The 17,025-nt window shown below is 73.9% G+C and carries 14 protein-coding genes and 3 tRNA genes; 6 read left to right on the top strand and 11 right to left on the bottom strand.

The features are described 5' to 3' along the window. The first annotated feature begins 17 nt into the window (after positions 1 to 17). On the top strand, positions 18 to 1,034 hold the full coding sequence (locus tag ACFVQZ_RS28925) for an RNA polymerase sigma factor (protein ID WP_383627549.1): 1,017 nt from the start codon (positions 18 to 20) through the stop codon (positions 1,032 to 1,034). A 63-nt stretch (positions 1,035 to 1,097) separates the two neighbouring features. On the opposite strand, the gene ACFVQZ_RS28920 is transcribed toward ACFVQZ_RS28925, so the two are convergent. The 4 genes from ACFVQZ_RS28920 to ACFVQZ_RS28905 form a co-directional block, all read right to left on the bottom strand. Then, positions 1,098 to 3,026: an ABC transporter ATP-binding protein gene (locus tag ACFVQZ_RS28920; RefSeq protein ID WP_383627546.1), complete on the bottom strand. Its 1,929-nt coding sequence runs from the start codon at positions 3,024 to 3,026 to the stop codon at positions 1,098 to 1,100. Beyond that, positions 3,026 to 4,759, bottom strand: coding sequence for an ABC transporter ATP-binding protein (locus ACFVQZ_RS28915; protein ID WP_383627543.1), 1,734 nt, complete (start codon positions 4,757 to 4,759; stop codon positions 3,026 to 3,028). Before ACFVQZ_RS28915 ends, ACFVQZ_RS28920 begins: the two co-directional genes overlap by 1 nt. Before the next feature lie 123 nt (positions 4,760 to 4,882). After that, positions 4,883 to 6,322 carry an FGGY family carbohydrate kinase gene (locus ACFVQZ_RS28910; RefSeq protein ID WP_030498022.1) on the bottom strand — a complete coding sequence of 480 codons (1,440 nt, stop codon included), beginning with the start codon at positions 6,320 to 6,322 and terminating at the stop codon, positions 4,883 to 4,885. Between the two features lie 36 nt (positions 6,323 to 6,358). Beyond that, positions 6,359 to 6,673 (bottom strand): YtxH domain-containing protein, encoded by a 315-nt coding sequence (locus ACFVQZ_RS28905; RefSeq protein WP_383627540.1) that lies wholly within the window; start codon positions 6,671 to 6,673, stop codon positions 6,359 to 6,361. Between the two features lie 146 nt (positions 6,674 to 6,819). On the opposite strand from ACFVQZ_RS28905, the gene ACFVQZ_RS28900 reads away from it, so the two are divergent. The 4 genes from ACFVQZ_RS28900 to ACFVQZ_RS28885 all read left to right on the top strand — a co-directional run bounded on the left by ACFVQZ_RS28900 (position 6,820) and on the right by ACFVQZ_RS28885 (position 8,184). Further along, positions 6,820 to 6,892 (top strand) — tRNA-Asn (locus ACFVQZ_RS28900). Positions 6,893 to 6,897: 5 nt separating this feature from the next. Further along, positions 6,898 to 6,970: transfer RNA gene (locus tag ACFVQZ_RS28895), tRNA-Asn, on the top strand. Positions 6,971 to 7,144: 174 nt separating this feature from the next. Beyond that, a tRNA-Ile gene (locus tag ACFVQZ_RS28890) sits at positions 7,145 to 7,218 on the top strand. A 414-nt stretch (positions 7,219 to 7,632) separates the two neighbouring features. Continuing rightward, the gene (locus ACFVQZ_RS28885; protein ID WP_383627537.1) at positions 7,633 to 8,184 is read left to right on the top strand and encodes a Uma2 family endonuclease; all 552 of its coding nucleotides are present in this window, start codon (positions 7,633 to 7,635) and stop codon (positions 8,182 to 8,184) included. Positions 8,185 to 8,266: 82 nt separating this feature from the next. Here ACFVQZ_RS28885 and ACFVQZ_RS28880 read toward each other — a convergent pair whose 3' ends face one another. From ACFVQZ_RS28880 to ACFVQZ_RS28850, 7 genes are all read right to left on the bottom strand, one after another. Beyond that, positions 8,267 to 9,082 (bottom strand): hypothetical protein, encoded by an 816-nt coding sequence (locus ACFVQZ_RS28880; protein ID WP_383627534.1) that lies wholly within the window; start codon positions 9,080 to 9,082, stop codon positions 8,267 to 8,269. A gap of 2 nt (positions 9,083 to 9,084) precedes the next feature. Beyond that, positions 9,085 to 10,437, bottom strand: a complete 1,353-nt coding sequence (locus ACFVQZ_RS28875; protein ID WP_383627531.1) for a hypothetical protein — start codon at positions 10,435 to 10,437, stop codon at positions 9,085 to 9,087. Next, a complete protein-coding gene (locus ACFVQZ_RS28870; RefSeq protein WP_030498017.1) occupies positions 10,437 to 10,859 on the bottom strand; it encodes a hypothetical protein in 423 nt (140 codons plus the stop codon). Before ACFVQZ_RS28870 ends, ACFVQZ_RS28875 begins: the two co-directional genes overlap by 1 nt. A 79-nt stretch (positions 10,860 to 10,938) precedes the next feature. Beyond that, the gene (locus ACFVQZ_RS28865) at positions 10,939 to 12,738 is read right to left on the bottom strand and encodes an HEXXH motif domain-containing protein (protein ID WP_383627528.1); all 1,800 of its coding nucleotides are present in this window, start codon (positions 12,736 to 12,738) and stop codon (positions 10,939 to 10,941) included. A 21-nt stretch (positions 12,739 to 12,759) separates the two neighbouring features. After that, positions 12,760 to 12,963, bottom strand: a complete 204-nt coding sequence (locus ACFVQZ_RS28860) for a hypothetical protein (protein WP_321193454.1) — start codon at positions 12,961 to 12,963, stop codon at positions 12,760 to 12,762. 76 nt (positions 12,964 to 13,039) lie between these two features. Next, complete coding sequence (locus ACFVQZ_RS28855; protein ID WP_036416483.1) at positions 13,040 to 14,185, bottom strand: caspase family protein; 1,146 nt, start codon at positions 14,183 to 14,185, stop codon at positions 13,040 to 13,042. Next, positions 14,182 to 15,390 (bottom strand): hypothetical protein, encoded by a 1,209-nt coding sequence (locus ACFVQZ_RS28850; RefSeq protein ID WP_030498013.1) that lies wholly within the window; start codon positions 15,388 to 15,390, stop codon positions 14,182 to 14,184. Before ACFVQZ_RS28850 ends, ACFVQZ_RS28855 begins: the two co-directional genes overlap by 4 nt. Before the next feature lie 124 nt (positions 15,391 to 15,514). On the opposite strand from ACFVQZ_RS28850, the gene ACFVQZ_RS28845 reads away from it, so the two are divergent. Next, positions 15,515 to 16,825 carry a cation:proton antiporter gene (locus tag ACFVQZ_RS28845; RefSeq protein WP_321193452.1) on the top strand — a complete coding sequence of 437 codons (1,311 nt, stop codon included), beginning with the start codon at positions 15,515 to 15,517 and terminating at the stop codon, positions 16,823 to 16,825. Positions 16,826 to 17,025: the final 200 nt, after the last annotated feature.

Below are 17,025 nucleotides of genomic sequence, written 5' to 3'. Positions count from 1 at the left end.
CCTGGAGGTCGCCCGCCGTGCAGACCGAGATCCAGACCACCGACCCGGACGAACTCCCGGCGCTCCCCCCGCTCCCCGAGGTCCCGGTCCAGCGGCGCCGCACCGCCGACCCCGGCGGCCACGGGCCGTCCGCCGACCTCTTCCGCCAGTACCTCCGCGAGATCGGCCGCATCCCCCTCCTCACCGCCGAGGAGGAGGTCGAACTGGCCCGCCGCGTCGAGGCCGGCCTCTTCGCCGAGGAGAAACTGGCCCGCACCCCGGACCTGGACTCGCAGCTCGCGTACGACCTCGACCGGCTCGTCGTCCTCGGCCGGATCGCCAAGCGCAAGCTCATCGAGGCCAACCTGCGGCTCGTCGTCTCCGTCGCCAAGCGGTACGTCGGCCGCGGCCTGACCATGCTCGACCTCGTCCAGGAGGGCAACCTCGGCCTCATCCGGGCCGTCGAGAAGTTCGACTACGCCCGCGGCTACAAGTTCTCCACCTACGCCACCTGGTGGATCCGCCAGGCGATGTCCCGGGCCCTCGCCGACCAGGCCCGGACCATCCGCGTCCCCGTCCACGTCGTGGAGCTCATCAACCGGGTCATCCGCGTGCAGCGCCACCTCCTCCAGGAACGCGGCACCGAACCCACCCCGGAGGAGGTCGCCGCCCAGCTCGACCTCACCCCGGAGCGGGTCCGCGAGGTCCTCCGGCTCGCCCAGGAACCCGTCTCCCTGCACACCCCCGTCGGCGAGGAGGAGGACGTCGACCTCGGCGACCTCATCGAGGACGGCGACGCCGCCTCGCCCGTCGAGTCCGCCGCCTTCCTGCTGCTCCGCCGCCACCTGGAGGACGTCCTGTCCACCCTCGGCGAGCGCGAGCGCAAGGTCGTCCAGCTCCGCTACGGCCTCGACGACGGCCGCCCCCGCACGCTGGAGGAGATAGGGCAGCTCTTCGGCGTCACCCGCGAACGCATCCGCCAGATCGAGTCCAAGACCCTCTCCAGACTCCGCGACCACACGTACGCGGACCAGCTGCGCGGCTACCTGGACTGAGGACGCGCGAAGGGCCCGCGCCGCCTCCGGCACGGGCCCTCCGACCTGCGGCCGGACACCCGGTCAGTCGACCTCCACGGCCGCCTCCGCGAACTGCGCCGCGTACAGCCGGGCGTACGCCCCGCCCGCCGCCAGCAGCTCCTGGTGCGTGCCCTGCTCCACGATCGAGCCGTTCTCCATCACCAGGATCACGTCCGCGTCGCGGATCGTGGAGAGCCGGTGCGCGATGACGAAGGAGGTACGGCCCTGGGCCAGCCGGGCCATCGCCTTCTGGATGAGCACCTCGGTCCGGGTGTCGACCGAGCTCGTCGCCTCGTCGAGGACCAGCAGCACCGGGTCCGACAGGAACGCCCGGGCGATGGTGATCAGCTGCTTCTCGCCCGCGCTGACCGCCGCCCCGTCGTCGTCCACCACCGTGTCGTACCCGTCCGGCAGGGTGCGGACGAACCGGTCGGCGTGGGCCGCCCGCGCGGCCTCCTCGACCTCCGCCCGGGTCACCTCGCGGGTGGCGCCGTACGCGATGTTGTCGGCGATCGTCCCGCCGAACAGCCACGTGTCCTGGAGGACCATGCCGATCCCGGCCCGCAGCTCCTCCCGGGACATCGCCGCGATGTCCGTGCCGTCCAGCGTGATCCGGCCGCCGGTCACCTCGTAGAACCGCATGAGCAGGTTGACCAGCGTCGTCTTGCCGGCGCCCGTCGGGCCGACGATCGCGACCGTCTGGCCCGGCTCCACGCTGAGCGACAGGTCCTCGATGAGCGGCTTGTCGGGCTCGTAGCGGAACGAGACGTGGTCCAGCTCCACCCGGCCCTTCACGTCGCGCGGCTTCTCGGAGACCGGCGCGTCCGGCTCCTGCTCCTCCGCGTCGAGCAGTTCGAAGATCCGCTCCGCCGAGGCGACGCCCGACTGGACCAGGTTCGCCATCGACGCCACCTGCGTCAGCGGCATCGAGAACTGGCGCGAGTACTGGATGAAGGCCTGCACGTCGCCGATGGACAGCGTGCCGCTCGCCACCCGCAGCCCGCCGACCACCGCCACCAGCACGTAGTTGATGTTCGAGACGAAGAACATCACCGGCTGCATCATGCCGCTGTTGAACTGCGCCCGGAAACCGGCCTCGTACAGCGCCTCGTTCTGCTCCCGGAAGCCCTCCGCCGCCTCGTCCTGCCGGCCGAAGACCTTCACCAGCGTGTGCCCGGTGTACATCTCCTCGACGTGCGCGTTGAGCGCGCCCGTCGACTTCCACTGCTGCACGAAGTGCGGCTGCGAGCGCTTGCCGATCCGCGCCGCCACCACCACCGACACCGGCACCGTCACCAGGGCGACGAGCGCGAGCAGCGGCGAGATCCAGAACATCATCGCCAGCACGCCGACGATCGTCAGCAGCGAGTTGATGAGCTGGCCCATCGACTGCTGGAGCGTCTGCGAGATGTTGTCGATGTCGTTGGTCGCCCGCGACAGCACCTCGCCGCGCTTCGCCCGGTCGAAGTACGACAGCGGCAGCCGCGCCAGCTTCGTCTGGACGTCCTCCCGCATCCGGTACACGGTCCGGTTGATCACCTTGATCGACATCCGGGTGGACACCAGCATCAGCAGGCCCGCCACCACGTACACCGCCAGCGCGAGCAGCAGCACCTCGCCGACCGCGCCGAAGTCGATGCCCCGCCCGGGCGTGAAGGCGACCCCGGACAGCATGTCCGCCATCCCGCCGTCGCCGTCCGCCCGCAGCCGCTCCAGGGCCTGCGCCTTCGTCACGCCCTCCGGCAGCTGCCGCCCGACCACGCCCGCGAAGACCAGGTCGGTCGCCCTGCCGAGGATCTTCGGGCCGACCACCGCGCCCGCCACCGACAGCACGCCGGCGAGCAGCATCACCCACAGCGCGCCCTTCTCCGGCGCCAGCTGCCGCAGCAGCCGCTTCGAGGACCCCTTGAAGTCCATCGACCGCTCACCCGGGGCGCCCCCGGCCATCATGCGTCCGCCAGGACCGGCCATCAGGCAGCCTCCGCCTCGGTCAGCTGGGAGAGCACGATCTCCCGGTACGTCTCGTTCCCCGCCATCAGCTCGTGGTGCCGCCCGCTGCCGACGACCCGGCCCTCGTCGAGGACCACGATCCGGTCGGCGTCCCGGATGGTCGACACCCGCTGGGCGACGATCACCACGGTCGCGTCCGCCGTCTCCGCCGCGAGCGCCGCCCGCAGCCGGGCGTCCGTCTCGTAGTCGAGCGCGGAGAACGAGTCGTCGAAGAGGTAGATCTCCGGCCGCTGCACGAGCGTCCGCGCGATCGCGAGCCGCTGCCGCTGCCCGCCGGACACGTTGGTGCCGCCCTGCGCCACCGGCGCCTCCAGGCCGCGCTCCAGCTTCCGTACGAAGTCGGCGGCCTGGGCCACCTCCAGGGCGTGCCACAGCTCCTCGTCGGTCGCGTCCGGGTTCCCGTACCGCAGGTTCGACGCCACCGTCCCGGAGAACAGGTACGGCTTCTGCGGCACGAGCCCGACCGTCCGCGCCATCAGCGCCGGGTCCAGCCGCCGCACGTCCACCCCGTCGACCAGCACCTCGCCGCCCGTCACGTCGAACAGCCGCGGCACCAGGCCCAGCAGCGTCGACTTGCCGGAGCCGGTCGAGCCGATGATCGCGGTGGTCTCGCCGGGCCGGGCCACCAGCTCCACGTCTCGCAGCACCGACTCCTCCGCGCCCGGGTACCGGAAGTCCGCGCTCCTGACCTCCAGGTGCCCGCGCCGGCCGAGCTCCGTCACCGGCTCCGCCGGCGGGACGACGCTCGACTCCGTCGCCAGGACCTCCTCGATCCGCTCGGCGCACACCTCGGCGCGCGGCACCATCATGAACATGAAGGTGGCCATCATGACCGCCATCACGATCTGCATCAGATAGGCGAGGAAGGCGGTCAGCGCGCCGATCTCCATCCCGCCGCTGTCGATGCGGTGCGCGCCGAACCAGACCACGGCCACGCTGGACACGTTCACCACCGTCATCACGGTCGGGAACATCAGCGCCATCAGCCGGCCCGTCGCCATCGACACGTCGGTCAGCTCGCGGTTGGCGCCGCGGAAACGCTCCTCCTCGTACCCGTCCTTCACGAACGCGCGGATCACCCGGTTGCCGGTGATCTGCTCGCGCAGCACCCGGTTCACCGTGTCCAGGCGCTCCTGCATGGTCCGGAAGAGCGGTCGCATCCGCTTCACGATCAGCGAGACGGAGACGCCGAGCACCGGCACCACCGCCAGCAGCACGCCGGAGAGCGGCACGTCCTGGCCGAGCGCCATCACGATGCCGCCGACGCACATGATGGGCGCGGAGACCATCAGGGTGAACGCCATCAGCACCAGCATCTGGACCTGCTGGACGTCGTTGGTCGTCCGGGTGATCAGCGACGGCGCGCCGAACTGGCCGAGCTCGCGCGCCGAGAACGACTGCACCCGGTCGTACACGGCGCCGCGCAGGTCCCGGCCGACCGCGGACGCGGTCCGCGCGCCGAAGTACACGGCCCCGACGTTGCACAGCACCTGCACCACGGACACGCCGATCATCAGCGCGCCGAACCGCAGGATGTAGCCGGTGTCCCCCTGGACGACACCGTGGTCGATGATGTCGGCGTTCAGGGTCGGCAGGTAGAGGCTCGCGCAGGTCGCCAGGAACTGGAGCAGGACGAGCAGGGCGAGGGGTTTTCGGTAGGGCCGCAGGTGGGTTCGGAGAAGTCTTATGAGCACGGTTCCCACTATCGCGCCGCGGCCCCGACCGTTACGACGCGTTTTCCGCGTGTCAGGCGTAAGTCAGGCGTACGTCAGGCACCTCAGGCGTACGCCAGGCACGTCATGCGTACGTCAGGCACGTCATGCGTCGAAGGCCCCCGGGTGGATCTGCTCCCGCGCCGCCGCGAACTGCCGGCGCACCGACTGGCCCACCGCCAGCTCCTCGCCCGGCTCCAGGATCTGCGCCGCCGCGCCCTGCCAGGCCGGGGGAGCGGACGGCGCGAGGGTGCCGCGCGCGACGCCCAGCGCCCAGGCGGCCTGCCGGGCCGCGCCCAGTGCCGCGTAGTCGGCCGGCTGGGGGACGACGACCTGCGCGCCGAACAGCGCGGGCGCCAGGGCCTGGACGGCGGGCAGCGCCGCCGCCGCGCCGAGCAGGAAGATCCGCCGGACCTCGACGCCCCGGCCGCGCACCACGTCGAGCGCGTCGCCGAGCCCGCACAGCATGCCCTCGAACGCGGCCCGCGCCAGGTGCTCGGGCTTCATGGCCTCGCGCCGCAGCCCGGTGAGGGTGCCGGCGGCGTGCGGCAGGTGCGGGGTCCGCTCGCCCTCCAGATAGGGGAGCAGCACCAGGCCGGAGGAGCCGGGGGTGGACTTCAGGGCGAGCGCGGACAGCTCGTCGAGTGACTCCAGGCCCAGCATCTCGGCGGTGCCGCGCAGGGTCCGGACCGCGTTGGAGACGGAGACGACCGGCAGGTGCATGCCGGTGGCGTCGGCGTACGAGGTGACGGCGGCGCCCGGCCGGTCCACGGCCTCGTGGTGGACGGCCATGACGGAGCCGGAGGCGCCGAGCGACACGACGGCGTCGCCGGCGCCGAGGCCGAGCCCGAAGGCGGCGGCCATGGTCTCGCCGGTGCCGGCGGAGATCAGCAGCCCCTCGGGCGTGGTGCCGGCGGGCTCGGCGGGCCCGAGCACCTCGGGCAGCGCGGCGCCCTGCCCGAGGGCCAGCTCGACGAGGTCGGGGCGGTAGGCGCCGGTGCGGGCGGACCAGTAGCCGGTGCCGGAGGCGGCGCCGCGGTCGGTGGTGCGGCGGGCGGGGCGGCCGAGGAGCTGCCAGACCAGCCAGTCGTGCGGCTGGAGGACGGCGGCGGTCCGCCGCGCGTTCTCGGGTTCGGTACGGGCCAGCCAGCGCAGCTTCGCGACCGGCAGCCCCGCCTGCGGGACGGTGCCGACGGCCTCGGCCCAGGCGTCGCGCCCGCCGAGCGCGTCCACGAGGTCGGCCGCGGCGACCTGGGCCCGCTTGTCGTTGCCGACCATCGCGGGCCGCACCAGGCCGCCGCGGTCGTCGAGCGGCACGACGCCGTGCGCCTGCGCGCAGACGCCGATGGCCTCCACGCCTTCGAGGAGCCCGCCGGTCGCGGCCTCCCCGAGCGAGAGGAGCCACGCCTGCGGGTCGACGTCGGTGGCCTTGGCGTCCACCGGGTGCGGGGCATGCCCCTGCCGCAGTACGGCGCCCGTGTCGGTGTCACAGACGACGATGCGCGTGGCGTCCGAAGAACTGTCGAGTCCGGCGACTATCCCCATGACACCCGATTCTGCCGCACGCGCGGCCGGAGCGGGTCAGGTGTTGGTGGTGCCCCAGTCGTCGTCCTCGCCGACCTGCCCGTTGGCGTGCGCGCGCCCGCGCAGGGCGGACACCCGGTCGGCGACGGACGGCGGCAGGCGGTCGCCCACCTTGTCGCCGACCACGTGCGCCGCCTTCCCGGCGTACTGCCGGCCGGTCTGCGCGGCGGACTCGGCGGCGTTGCGCACCGCCGGGTTCTGCGCGAAGTCCTTGGCGGCCTTCTTCATCCGTTCGTACCGTTCCCGCCCCGCGCGCGTGCCGATCACGTAACCGAGCGCGAGTCCCACCGCGAACGTCAGCTTGTACCGCACACTGCGATCCTTCCCTGGAAGGTCCTGGGGATGCCCTCGGGATACCGATTGGCGGAGCACCCCCCTGCTTGCGCTAATGTATGTCTCGCAGCGAGCGCCCGCCGCCCGGGAGAACCGGGGCAGGACCGTTCGGTGCACCGCAGCAATCCCCTGTAGCTCAATTGGCAGAGCAGCCGGCTGTTAACCGGCAGGTTACTGGTTCGAGTCCAGTCGGGGGAGCGCGATCCCCTGTAGCTCAATTGGCAGAGCATTCGGCTGTTAACCGGAGGGTTACTGGTTCGAGTCCAGTCGGGGGAGCAGATCGAAAGAGGACCCTGAGGGGTCCTCTTTCGCTTTCCCGGGAACCATCCGCTCCGCTCCGCTGTCTTCCCCGGTGAGCAGACCCGCTCCTGCCGATCACCCGAAGCAGGAGATCGTATGAGCGGCTATGCTGCGGCAGGACGGCGCGCACACTTGTACGCGCGTCGGTCGGGGGCGGTAGCTCAGCCGGTTAGAGCAGCGGACTCATAATCCGTCGGCCGTGGGTTCGAGTCCCACCCGCCCCACAGAAGAAAAACGTTCTTACCTGCGGAAGCCCTCCGGGAGGAGGGTTTCCGCGCGCAGCGGCCACCTCTCGGCGGCGCGGCGGAACAGGCGTCCGCACCGTGCCCTGCGAGGGCGGCGGAGCACGAGGTGTAAAGCCGCATCGATGTTCCCACGGGAACCCCGCGGCTCCTGGATGTGACACGCCGCACATCGCGCGGAACGTCTGCGCTCTCTTCTCCACCCTGCTCGGTCTGTTCGACCGAGGCCGGCGACCCCATCGAGACCCTGGCGCCCGAAACCGCAGTGGCGATGCGCAGGTCGAGGCCGTGCGCCCCCGGTCACCTCAAGCGTGTCGGTACCGACGCAGGACGCCCGAGGGTGGCGGCTGCGGAGCGTGCCGACCGTATTCTGGGAGACGACGGGAAGGAGCCGCTGTGAGCGTCGAGGCGATCATGCACACCGCGTTCCCCGAGGGATACGCGGTCTTCTTCGGTGTCGACGGGAAGGTGATCATGACCCCCCAGAGCCTTGAGCACTCCAGCACGATCCGCTCACTGCAGATCGACACCCTCGCTCTGGGCCGGCACGCCAAGGTGACCTCCGACGTGTACATCGACTTCCCGGCCGACGAGAACTCCGCCCCCGATCTCGCGATCCTGCGCGAGGACGCGGAGAAGCAGGGCAAGCGCTACAGCTTCGAGGACGTCCTGCTGATCGCGGAGGTGGTATCCGTCTCCTCCGCGCGCAAGGACTACGACGACTGCACCGCCAAGTACGGCCGCTACGGCATCCCCGTCTACCTGGTGGTGGACCCGTACGCCGCGGAGGTCGTCGTCCACAGCCGGCCCACCGGAGCCGGCTACATCGCGGCGCACACGCACCAGTACGGCACCGGAAAGCTCCCCATCGACCTCGCTGACGGGCGCACCTTCACCCTCGACCTGGACGAGCTGCCCCGGCCCGAGCCGGAGACCGGCGGGCGGTGAAGACCGTCGCCCTGTGACGGGCCGTCCCGCGGTGCGCCGACGACGCCATCGCTCGGCCACCACGCGCGCCCCCGCGAGGTGCTCACTCGGGCAGTTCGGGGGCGCGCTTGTGGTGGATCAGGGCGGCGCCCAGGGCGTCGGCGGCGCGGCGGGCTTCGGCGGGGTCGCAGTAGACGGCCGCCCAGCGGGCCGCCGTCACGATCTCGGCCGGCGCCCGGCCGTCGCGGATGTGCAGCCGGAGGTCGTCGTCGCGATCCCGCGCGCTGTCGTACCGCGTGAGGAGCGAGGTGCGCGGGCAGGCCGGGTTCTCCTTCGGGAGGCTCGTCCCGCACTGCGCTGTGTCCTCGTCGATCTCCTTGCGTCCCACGCAGAGCCCGGCCTTCTCCAGCGCGTCGGCGAGGGCGCCGACCGTGGCGTAGGCGGGCTGCTCCGGGATGTCGGGGAGCGGGTAGGGGGGTGGGAGGACGACGGCGTCGAGGGCCTCGGCGATCCGCCGCGAGTAGCGGGCCTCCTGGTTCGGCACGACGCGGACGAACCAGTTGCCCGCCGCCACGATCGTGTTGCCGCCGCCGCGCCACGAGTCGATGGAGTCGCCGACCTCGTCCCGGCTGAAGTCGGTGGTGTTCAGCACCTGGATCTGGTTCTCGACGCGCGTCCCGCCGATCTCGGTGGTGCAGGCCGCGCTGCTGCGACCGGACTGCCGGATCACCGTGCACGGGAGTCCGGCCTCCTCAAGGGCCGCCACGACCTCGTCCGCCGAGGCGTAGACGGGATCCTTCGGTACGTGGGCGGGCATGGGGACCAGCGGATCCGGCCCACCCGGCTTGAACCGGTCGCCGCAGCCGGTGACGGCGAGCAGCAGCAGCGCCGGGACGAGGGCGCGCAGCGTCTTCTTCATGGTCAGTCGTTTCCGGGAGGGGTCGGAGGGGGGTTGGGGCTGGGCGACGGCGTGCCGGGCTCGGGCTCACCCGTTCCCGTCCCCGTGGTCTGGCCCGCACGATAGAGCGTTTCGAGGGAGACGCCATGGCCGGCGGGCGTCTGCGACTCCAGCTGCCGCAGGGCCTCCAGCCGCTCCTCGTCCGTCAGGGCCTCCCAGGCCATCGCGTCGTCCAGGTGCGGCTCGATCGCGTCCCAGTTCTTGCCCCGGGCCTTGATGTCGCCGCCGCGGTGCTCCGACTCGTCCCCGTACTGCTCGTTCTTCTCCCGGACGTCCGGGGTGTCGGCGGCGTACAGGGTGAAGAGCTGCTTGTCGGTCTTGGCGCCGTATTCGTCGTCTCTCAGGGCGGCGAGGTGGTAGGCGCTGAGCCGGACGTCCAGCTCGGGCTGGTGCTCGATCAGGGCCGCGAGCTCCGTGTCGCTGAGGTCGGCCAGATAGCGGCCGTCCTCCAGCTGGAACTTGTCCCGGTACTTCTCCACGACCGTCCTGGCCGTGTCCGTCTTCATGTGCGTGATGCCCAGCGACTTGTCCGGTTTCGCGGTGAGAGTCAGGCTCCAGTCGAAGAAGCGGCCGAACTCCGTCAGCGGGCCGCGCAGGCTGGGGTTGTGGTTCTGGTACCACTGCTGCTCCTGCCAGAGGATGGCCAGCAGCAGTTTGCGGCTGATGCCGGTCTCGGCGGAGGCGAGGTTGACGGCGGTGAGGACGTTCGGCGGGACGTTGATGGGGTGGAGTCCGTCCAGGCCGCCGGAGAGGCGCAGGGCGATGCCGAGCGGGCTGTTCGGCAGGAGCGCCGCCTGGGCGAGCTTCGCGTCGCCGAGGGACGTCATGCCCTCGACGGTCCGCAGGGAGCGGGCGGCGGCGGTGTCGGCCCGGCTCGCGCGGGTCAGCGCGTCGGTGATGATGCCCTGGGCGTGGGACCGCTCGGTCTCCTTGTCGGCGGCCGCGTCCCCCGCGCTCGCCTTCGAGACGTTGACCCGGCCGCTGTCGTCGACCTGGAAGCCCTGGCGGTGCGCGTAGTCCAGGGCGCTCGACAGGTCGCGCTGCGCGGCGGCGATGTCGTCGGCGAGGTCGTCGTACGTCCGGGCCAGGGCGCGCAGGCCGACCGCCGCGGCCTCGTAGTCGCCGGCGTGCTTGACGAACTTCTCGCGGGCGGCTCGCCCCGCGTCGCCCACCCAGCACTGGCGGAGCGTGGCGGCGACCTCGTCGCGGGCGTACGAGGCCAGGGCGTCGCACTGCTTGGCGGCGGCGACGGCGTCGTCCGCCGCGTCGCGCCACTGCTGGGGCCTGGCGGTGGTGAGTTCGGGTACGGAGACCATCAGGCGTCCTCCAGCCAGTCGGCCGCGGCCCGGAGCCGGGCGGCGACGGATCCGTCCTCGCTGATCTGGGTGTCCATGCCCTTGGTCAGGGCGTCGGCGGCGTCGTCGACGAGGTCGCCGAGCGAGCGCAGGCGCCGCTGCCAGGCGGTCACGCAGCTGTTGCTGGCGCCGCCCGCCTCCCACCCGGCGTGGGTCCCGCCGACGGCGGCGGCGTCGTCCAGCTTCGTCTTTCCCCGGGCTTCGCTGTTCGCGGTCCGCAATCCCGACGCCTTCGCGCGGACGGGGTCGTCGCGGAGGCCCACGTCGCCGTGCTGGACGCCGCCCCCGCCGCCGCGTCCGTCGGCCGAGGCGAGGGTCGTGCCCGTCTCGCGCCTGCGCAGCGCGTCGGCCTTGAGCTGGTTCCATTCCTCTTCGAACGTCATGGCTTTCCCCCTTTGCATCCGTGCTGCGGCAACGGATGTCAGACAACCCTACAAGCCCCCTCGGACACCTGTCCGGTGACTAACGGTCAGGTGGTGGGCCCGGGGACGCGAGCAGCCAGCGGGTCAGGCGGACGGGGTCCACGCGGTGGCCCAGGGTGCGGAGTTCGCGGTGGAGGGGGCGGAGGAGTTCGGGGCGGGGGAGGGGGGAGCGGGCGGTCGCGGTGACGGCCAGGGCCAGGCCCGTCCAGGTCTCCGGGGCGTCCGGGTCCTCCGTCAGGAGGCGGGCGTACGCCGGGGCGGCGGTGGGGTCGCCGGCGAGCAGGGCGTGGTCGGCGGCGGGGGCCGTGGGGCGGGGGACGGCCGACGGGGTGAGGAGGTGGCGGATCAGGCGGACGCGGGTGTGGGGCCAGCGGGTGCGCAGGTCGGGGGCGAGGGCGGGCGGCGGAAGGTCCGGGGGAGCGGCGGCCGCGAGGAAGGACTCGGCCAGGGCGCGGACGTCGGCGGGCGCCGGGGCGAGGTGGCGGATCCGCCACTCGGTGCGGTGGTCGTCGGCGGCGAGCGCGGCCCACGCGTCGACCCCGGGCCGGACCCGGCCGTCCGTCTCCCACGCGTCGAGGCGGGCGCTCATGCCGGCCACGAAGCGGTGCCCGTGGGCGGTGAGCGCGGGGTCGGCGGCGAGGGTCCGGACGGCCTCCCGGGTCTGCCGGCGGGCGAGCGCGAACTCGAACTCGGCCGGGGCCCGTTCGGCCGCGGGGGTACGGTCCAGGTGCCGGGACCAGAAGTCGGTGATGCCGAGGAAGGCGTACGCCCCCTGGAGCAGGCCGCTCAGCGGGCGGGGGTCGTCGCGCCAGGGGGCGTGGTGCCGCTCCTCGCCGCCGTCCCGCTCCAGCGTCAGCAGGTGCAGCAGCGCGCCCAGTTTCGTGTGCTGGAACTCGTGGACGAGGGTGACCGCGAAGGTCACCGGGTCCGGCGGCAGCGAGGTCAGCAGCCCGCCGAAGGCGTCGCCGGACGACGCGCTGAGCACCACGCCGGTCGGCGACGGGTCCACCGGCGTCAGGCTCCGTAACCCCACCGCCAGCGCCTCCGCCGCCTCCGGGTCGCACGCCTCCAGCACCCCCACGGCCCGCGCGAAGCCGTCCTGCCAGCGGGCCGCCGTTCCCGGGGCGAGCCGGGCCGGCGGCAGCGGGTCGCCCAGGTCGCGGTAGGGGTCGACGTCGTCGAGGCGGCACTCCACCGGCCGCCCCGCCACGCGCGCGTGCAGCCCGCGCAGCGCCAGCCAGCCCGGCGCGTCGCCCGGGGGCCCGGCGGGCGAGCCGACGGCCTCCCGGTGCGGCTCGACCGTCAGCCGGCCCGCCGCCACCGCCACCTCCGCCGTGCCGAGGGCCGGGCGCCCCGGCAGCACCGCGAGCCCGAGCCCCGGGAACATCACGGCGCCGTCCCGCAGCGGCACGGTCGCCGTCAGCGGCAGCCCGGCGCGCAGCGCGGCGACGGCGCAGAGCGCGTACACCTGTCCGAGGTCGCTCCAGAGCGGGCCGTCGCCCCACGCGGTGTGCCGCAGCCGGCGCAGCCCGTGGCCCAGCCAGCTGCCCACCTGCGGATGGAGCAGCAGCTCCCGGAACTCCTCGGGGGCCTGCTCCTGCGCGGCTGTCAGCGTCTCCCACGCGCTGTCCACGGACGGCAGCGGGCCCAGCGCGCCGGGCGTCCGCGCCGCCGTGTCGAGCAGCGCGCGCAGCAGCAGGAGCCGCCTGCTGTACTCGGTCCGCCGCAGGAAGCGGACGGTGTCCGGGCCGCCCCGGCCCGCGGCCAGGGCGTCGAAGTACGCCGACGGGATGAGATGGTGCGTGGCCCGGGCGGGCTCGTGACCTGCGTCGGTCTGCACGGGTCTCCTCCCGGCGGACCGTCAGTCGAACCGCTTGGGCGGCTCGGACCCTCCGGCGAAGTTCACCCGGGGCCGCTCGACCTGCCGCAGCAGCCGCTCCAGCGACCCCGCGTGCAGCCGCGGCGGCTGCGCCTTGAGGGCGGAGAGCGGGACGTCGCTGAGATCGACCAGTTCCGATCCCAGGTACGCCGGCGCCGCCCGCTCCGCTTCCGTGTGCTCCCGCATCGACATCCCCCTTGCCCTGCTGAACCCCGTCGGCCTTTCATGATGACGCAGCCCGGGGGGTTCCGGAAGGGCGTGATCAGGCGGGTGCGCCCCCTGTCCGGGGCCCCAGCCGGCGCTCCGCCCACTCCGCGAGCAGGCGCTGCTCCCGCGAGCCCGGTTCGAGCAGCGCGAGGGCGTCGACCAGGGCCTGGAGGCCGCCGGGGTGGCGCCGGCAGGTCCGGACGATGCTGATGATGTCCGGCCGGGGCGCCCCGAGGCGGGGGATGGAGCCGGCCAGGTCGGCGGGGAGCATGCCGAGCACGAGCTGGCGCTGGTTCTGGTCGGTCATGCTGGGCCAGTCGGCGAGCAGCGCGATGAGTTCGGCGAGGGCCGCGTCCGGCACCGGCTCCTCCGGGACCGGCCGGGGAGCGGGGACGGCGGCGGGCGCTGCCGGGGCGGCGGAGGCGTCGAAGCGGTGCTCGTCGCCCGCCCAGGTCCGGTGCCACAGCGAGGTCGGCCGCTGGCCGCCGCCGGTGAACTCCCGCAGCACGGTGCCGGCGACCGCCGCCATGTCCGGCGGCCAGGCGCCCCCGTCGCCGGGCGCGTCCAGCGCCGCCAGCACGGCACGGGAGAAGGCGCCCGTCTGCCGCACCGGGTCGTTGGCCGCCCGCTGCCCCCGCCCGGAGGCCAGCAGCACGAACTGCTCCCGGCCGGGGAGCCGGTCGCCGCCCGGCGGGACGTCCCGCGGCAGGGTCCGGCTGAGCATCAGGTCCTCGACGAAGGTCTGGCAGGAGTCGATGAGCCAGATCTGGCGCCGGAAGCCGGGCACCAGGTCGGTGGAGAAGGCGGTGAGCCAGGCGTCCAGGTCGAGGTTGCGCCGGTCGTCGGGGCCGGCGTCGGCGTAGAACAGCCGCCGGTGTCCCTGCGGGTCGGTGACGCCGTGCCCGCCCCAGAACACCCACAGCAGGTCGCCCTCCAGGGCCGGCAGCCGCCCGGTCAGCACCTCCTGCACGGCCTCCCGTCCGGCGGGCGCCTCCGGCACGTCCACCTCGGGGCCGCCCGCGCCCGGCAGCGGCGCGGTGAGCAGGGAGATGTGCGCCGCCGGCACCCCGCGCCCGCGCAGCCAGGCGGTGAACCGGCGGGCGTCGGCGGCGGGCCCCGGCAGGTCCCAGGACGGTCCGGCGGCGTACCGCTCGGCGCCGACGACGACCGCGTACGTCCGCTCCGGCCGGGCCCCGGTCACGGCAGCTCCGCCGCGAGCGTCCGGTACAGCTCCGGATTGCCCCAGTAGGCGCTGTGCGCGAGCGGGAACGGCTGCCGGCCGTCCACGGCGACGTCCTCGACCCGCCCGGGGAAGACGCCGGCGCCGACGTAGCCGAGCAGGTCCCGGGGGTCGTACACGTTGATCCAGCGCGGTACGTGGGCGGGCAGCGGCCGGCCGTGCTCCAGGCTCGGCAGCGCCCCCAGCTCGTACAGGAACGGCGCCTGGGAGCCGACGGTGACGAGCAGTTCGACCTCCGGCAGCTCCCGCTCCACCAGCAGGTCCAGGCAGGCGATCCCGCCGAGACTGTGGGCGAGGAGCACCACCGGCGGCGCGGCGGCCCGGACCGCTTCCGCGACGACGTCCCGGACGGCGGCGCCGCGGGCCAGGTACAGCAGGACGTCCCCGGCGGCGGGGTGGGCGGCGTCGGTGAGGGCGGACCGCCGCTTCACCGCCTGCGCGGACGCCAGGTTGAGCGCCAGCCGCCCGGCGAGCCGCTTGGCCTTCCGGGCCACCGGCCCGCGGTGCGTGCCGGCCTGCGGGAGGACGTCGGCGAGCAGGGCGGTGATCCGGTCGACGGCCGCGTCGCGGGCGGTTCCGTCGAAGGCGGCGGCCGTCCCGGCGCGTTCGGTCCGGCGGCGCACGGCCTCGGCGGCGCAGGCCCGGGCCAGCACGTCCGGGGCGTCGGCGGCGGCGGGGGAGCGGAGGAAGGCCCGGCCGTCCGGCGAGGTGACGACGGCGGCGGTCGCGGCGGTGAACTCCGCGCCGATCCCGGCGGCGTCGAGCAGGTCCCGCAGCGGCGCGTCCGCGCCCAGCGACAGGGCCGCCGCGGACAGCGCCTCGCCCGGCGGCAGCGCGCCCGGCGCCAGCTCCGTCCGGCCGCCGGACTCGGCGGCGAGCAGGCGCAGTTCGAGCAGGGGATCGAGATAGAGCAGCCCCCACAGCTCCACCTCCTCGTCCTCGGCGCCGCCGCCGGCGCCCGGGGCCGTGAGGTCGCGCCCGGTCCCGTACCCCGGCACGGAGAGGCCGCCGGAGCGCAGCGCGGAGCCCGCGCGCCCGCCCCAGTAACAGGGAGTGACGGTGACTTCGGGCCGTGACGCCCGCAGTCCGTCCCGTACCCGCTCCAGGCTCTCGGAGTATCCGGGCTCGCGCACCCCCGTGCCGTGTACGAACAGCACCGTCGTCACTGCTGACCCCCGTCCGCGATGGCATACGCCAAATGGCTTTCACGATAGGGCACTTGCCGCCCGCGCGGCTACACTGCGTAGGGGGACGGCGCACGGCCGCGCACGCCCCGGAAGGGGTATGCCGGTGAGCACGGACTCCGTCGTCGCGCACGTCGTCGCGGCCCTCGCCGTGGTGATCGCGGCCTCGCACGCCGCCGGCGCGCTGGCCCGGAGATGCGGCCAACCCCCCGTGATCGGACAGCTGTTCGCGGGCATCGCGCTCGGGCCCAGCCTGCTCGGGCTGCTGCCCGGCGGGCTCCACGAGCGGCTGTTCCCCGGCGAGATCGAGCCCGTTCTCACCTCGCTGGCCCAAGTCGCCCTGGTCTTCTTCCTGTTCGCCGTCGGTTACGAGCTCGACCTCGGGCTGCTCCGCCACCGGACCGCCGTCACCGCCGTCTCGCTGACCGGCTTCGGCCTCCCCATGCTGCTCGGCGCCGGCATCGTCCTGGCCCTCCCGGACGCCTTCGCCGAGGTCAACGGCGGTCGCCCGGTCGACGCCACCTTCGTCCTCTACATGGCGGTCGCGCTCTCCATCACCGCCGTGCCCGTCCTCGCCAGCATCATCAAGGACCAGGGCATCGCCCGCACCCGGCCCGGCACCCTCGCCATGGCCTCGGCCGGGGTCATCGACGCCCTCAGCTGGCCGGTGCTCGCCGTCGTCCTGGTCGGCGGCGCGCACGGCTCGGCCCGGGAGTGGGCGGTCAGGGCCGCGCTGCTGGCCGGCTACGTCCTCGTCATGCTCGGCGCCGTACGGCCCCTGCTGGCACGGTGGTTCCGGCACGGCGGCGCCGCGGCCCACCGGGTCCCGCTCGCCGTCACCCTCGCCCTCGCCTCCGCCTGGGCGACCCACGCGCTCGGCCTGCACGTCATCTTCGGCGCGCTGCTCGCCGGCCTCGTGATGCCCCGGCTGCCCGACGGCTCCCCGGACGCCCGGATCCTCGGCCCGCTCCAGCAGATCGGCGGGCTGCTGCTCCCGATGTTCTTCGCGCTCTCCGGGACGGCCGTCGTCCTCGGCGGACTGCACGCCTCCGACCTGCTGCTCCTCGCGGTGATATGCGCCGCGGCGGTGGTCGGCAAGGTGGGCGCGGGGGCGCTGGCGGGGCGCGGCACCCGGCAGCCCTGGCGGGACGCGCTGCTGATCGGCGTCCTGCTCAACACCCGGGGCCTGACCGAGCTCATCGTGCTCAACGTCGGCCTCCAGGCCGGGGTGATCGGCCCCCGGCTGTACGCGCTGCTCGTCGTCATGGCGCTGGTCACCACGGCCGCCACCGGACCGCTGATCCGGGTGCTGCGCCGCCCGGACGAGCCGGCGCCCCCGCCGCCGGTCGAGCGGAAGGTGCCGGACGGCCGGCCCGTGCCGGTGGCCGCCGACGCGGAGGCGGCGCCGAGCCCCTGACCGCCACCGGTACGCCGCCGGCCGGGCCCCCGCGGACCCGGCCGGCGCGCCCGTTCCCGTACCGCCGGGAGACCCCCTGGAACCGCCGGGAACCGCCTGGAACCGCCTAGTGATCTGAGTCAGAGATTCGTCGGCAGTAGGCGGCGACTTTGTCGAGGATCTCGTCGGCGGTCTTCGTCCAGACGAACGGTCTGGGGTGC

The organism is Streptomyces sp. NPDC057854 (assembly GCF_042797055.1).
In the GTDB taxonomy this organism is placed as follows: Bacteria; Actinomycetota; Actinomycetes; order Streptomycetales; family Streptomycetaceae; genus Streptomyces.
This window is presented reverse-complemented; position numbering and strand designations above follow the sequence as displayed.

Excerpts from the sequence above, each read along its gene's own strand:
- ACFVQZ_RS28920 (WP_383627546.1), bottom strand. The coding sequence starts at position 3,026 with ATGGCCGGTCCTGGCGGACGCATGATGGCCGGGGGCGCCCCGGGTGAG.
- ACFVQZ_RS28910 (WP_030498022.1), bottom strand. The coding sequence starts at position 6,322 with ATGGGGATAGTCGCCGGACTCGACAGTTCTTCGGACGCCACGCGCATC.
- ACFVQZ_RS28880 (WP_383627534.1), bottom strand. The coding sequence starts at position 9,082 with ATGAAGAAGACGCTGCGCGCCCTCGTCCCGGCGCTGCTGCTGCTCGCC.
- ACFVQZ_RS28875 (WP_383627531.1), bottom strand. The coding sequence starts at position 10,437 with ATGGTCTCCGTACCCGAACTCACCACCGCCAGGCCCCAGCAGTGGCGC.
- ACFVQZ_RS28870 (WP_030498017.1), bottom strand. The coding sequence starts at position 10,859 with ATGACGTTCGAAGAGGAATGGAACCAGCTCAAGGCCGACGCGCTGCGC.
- ACFVQZ_RS28860 (WP_321193454.1), bottom strand. The coding sequence starts at position 12,963 with ATGCGGGAGCACACGGAAGCGGAGCGGGCGGCGCCGGCGTACCTGGGA.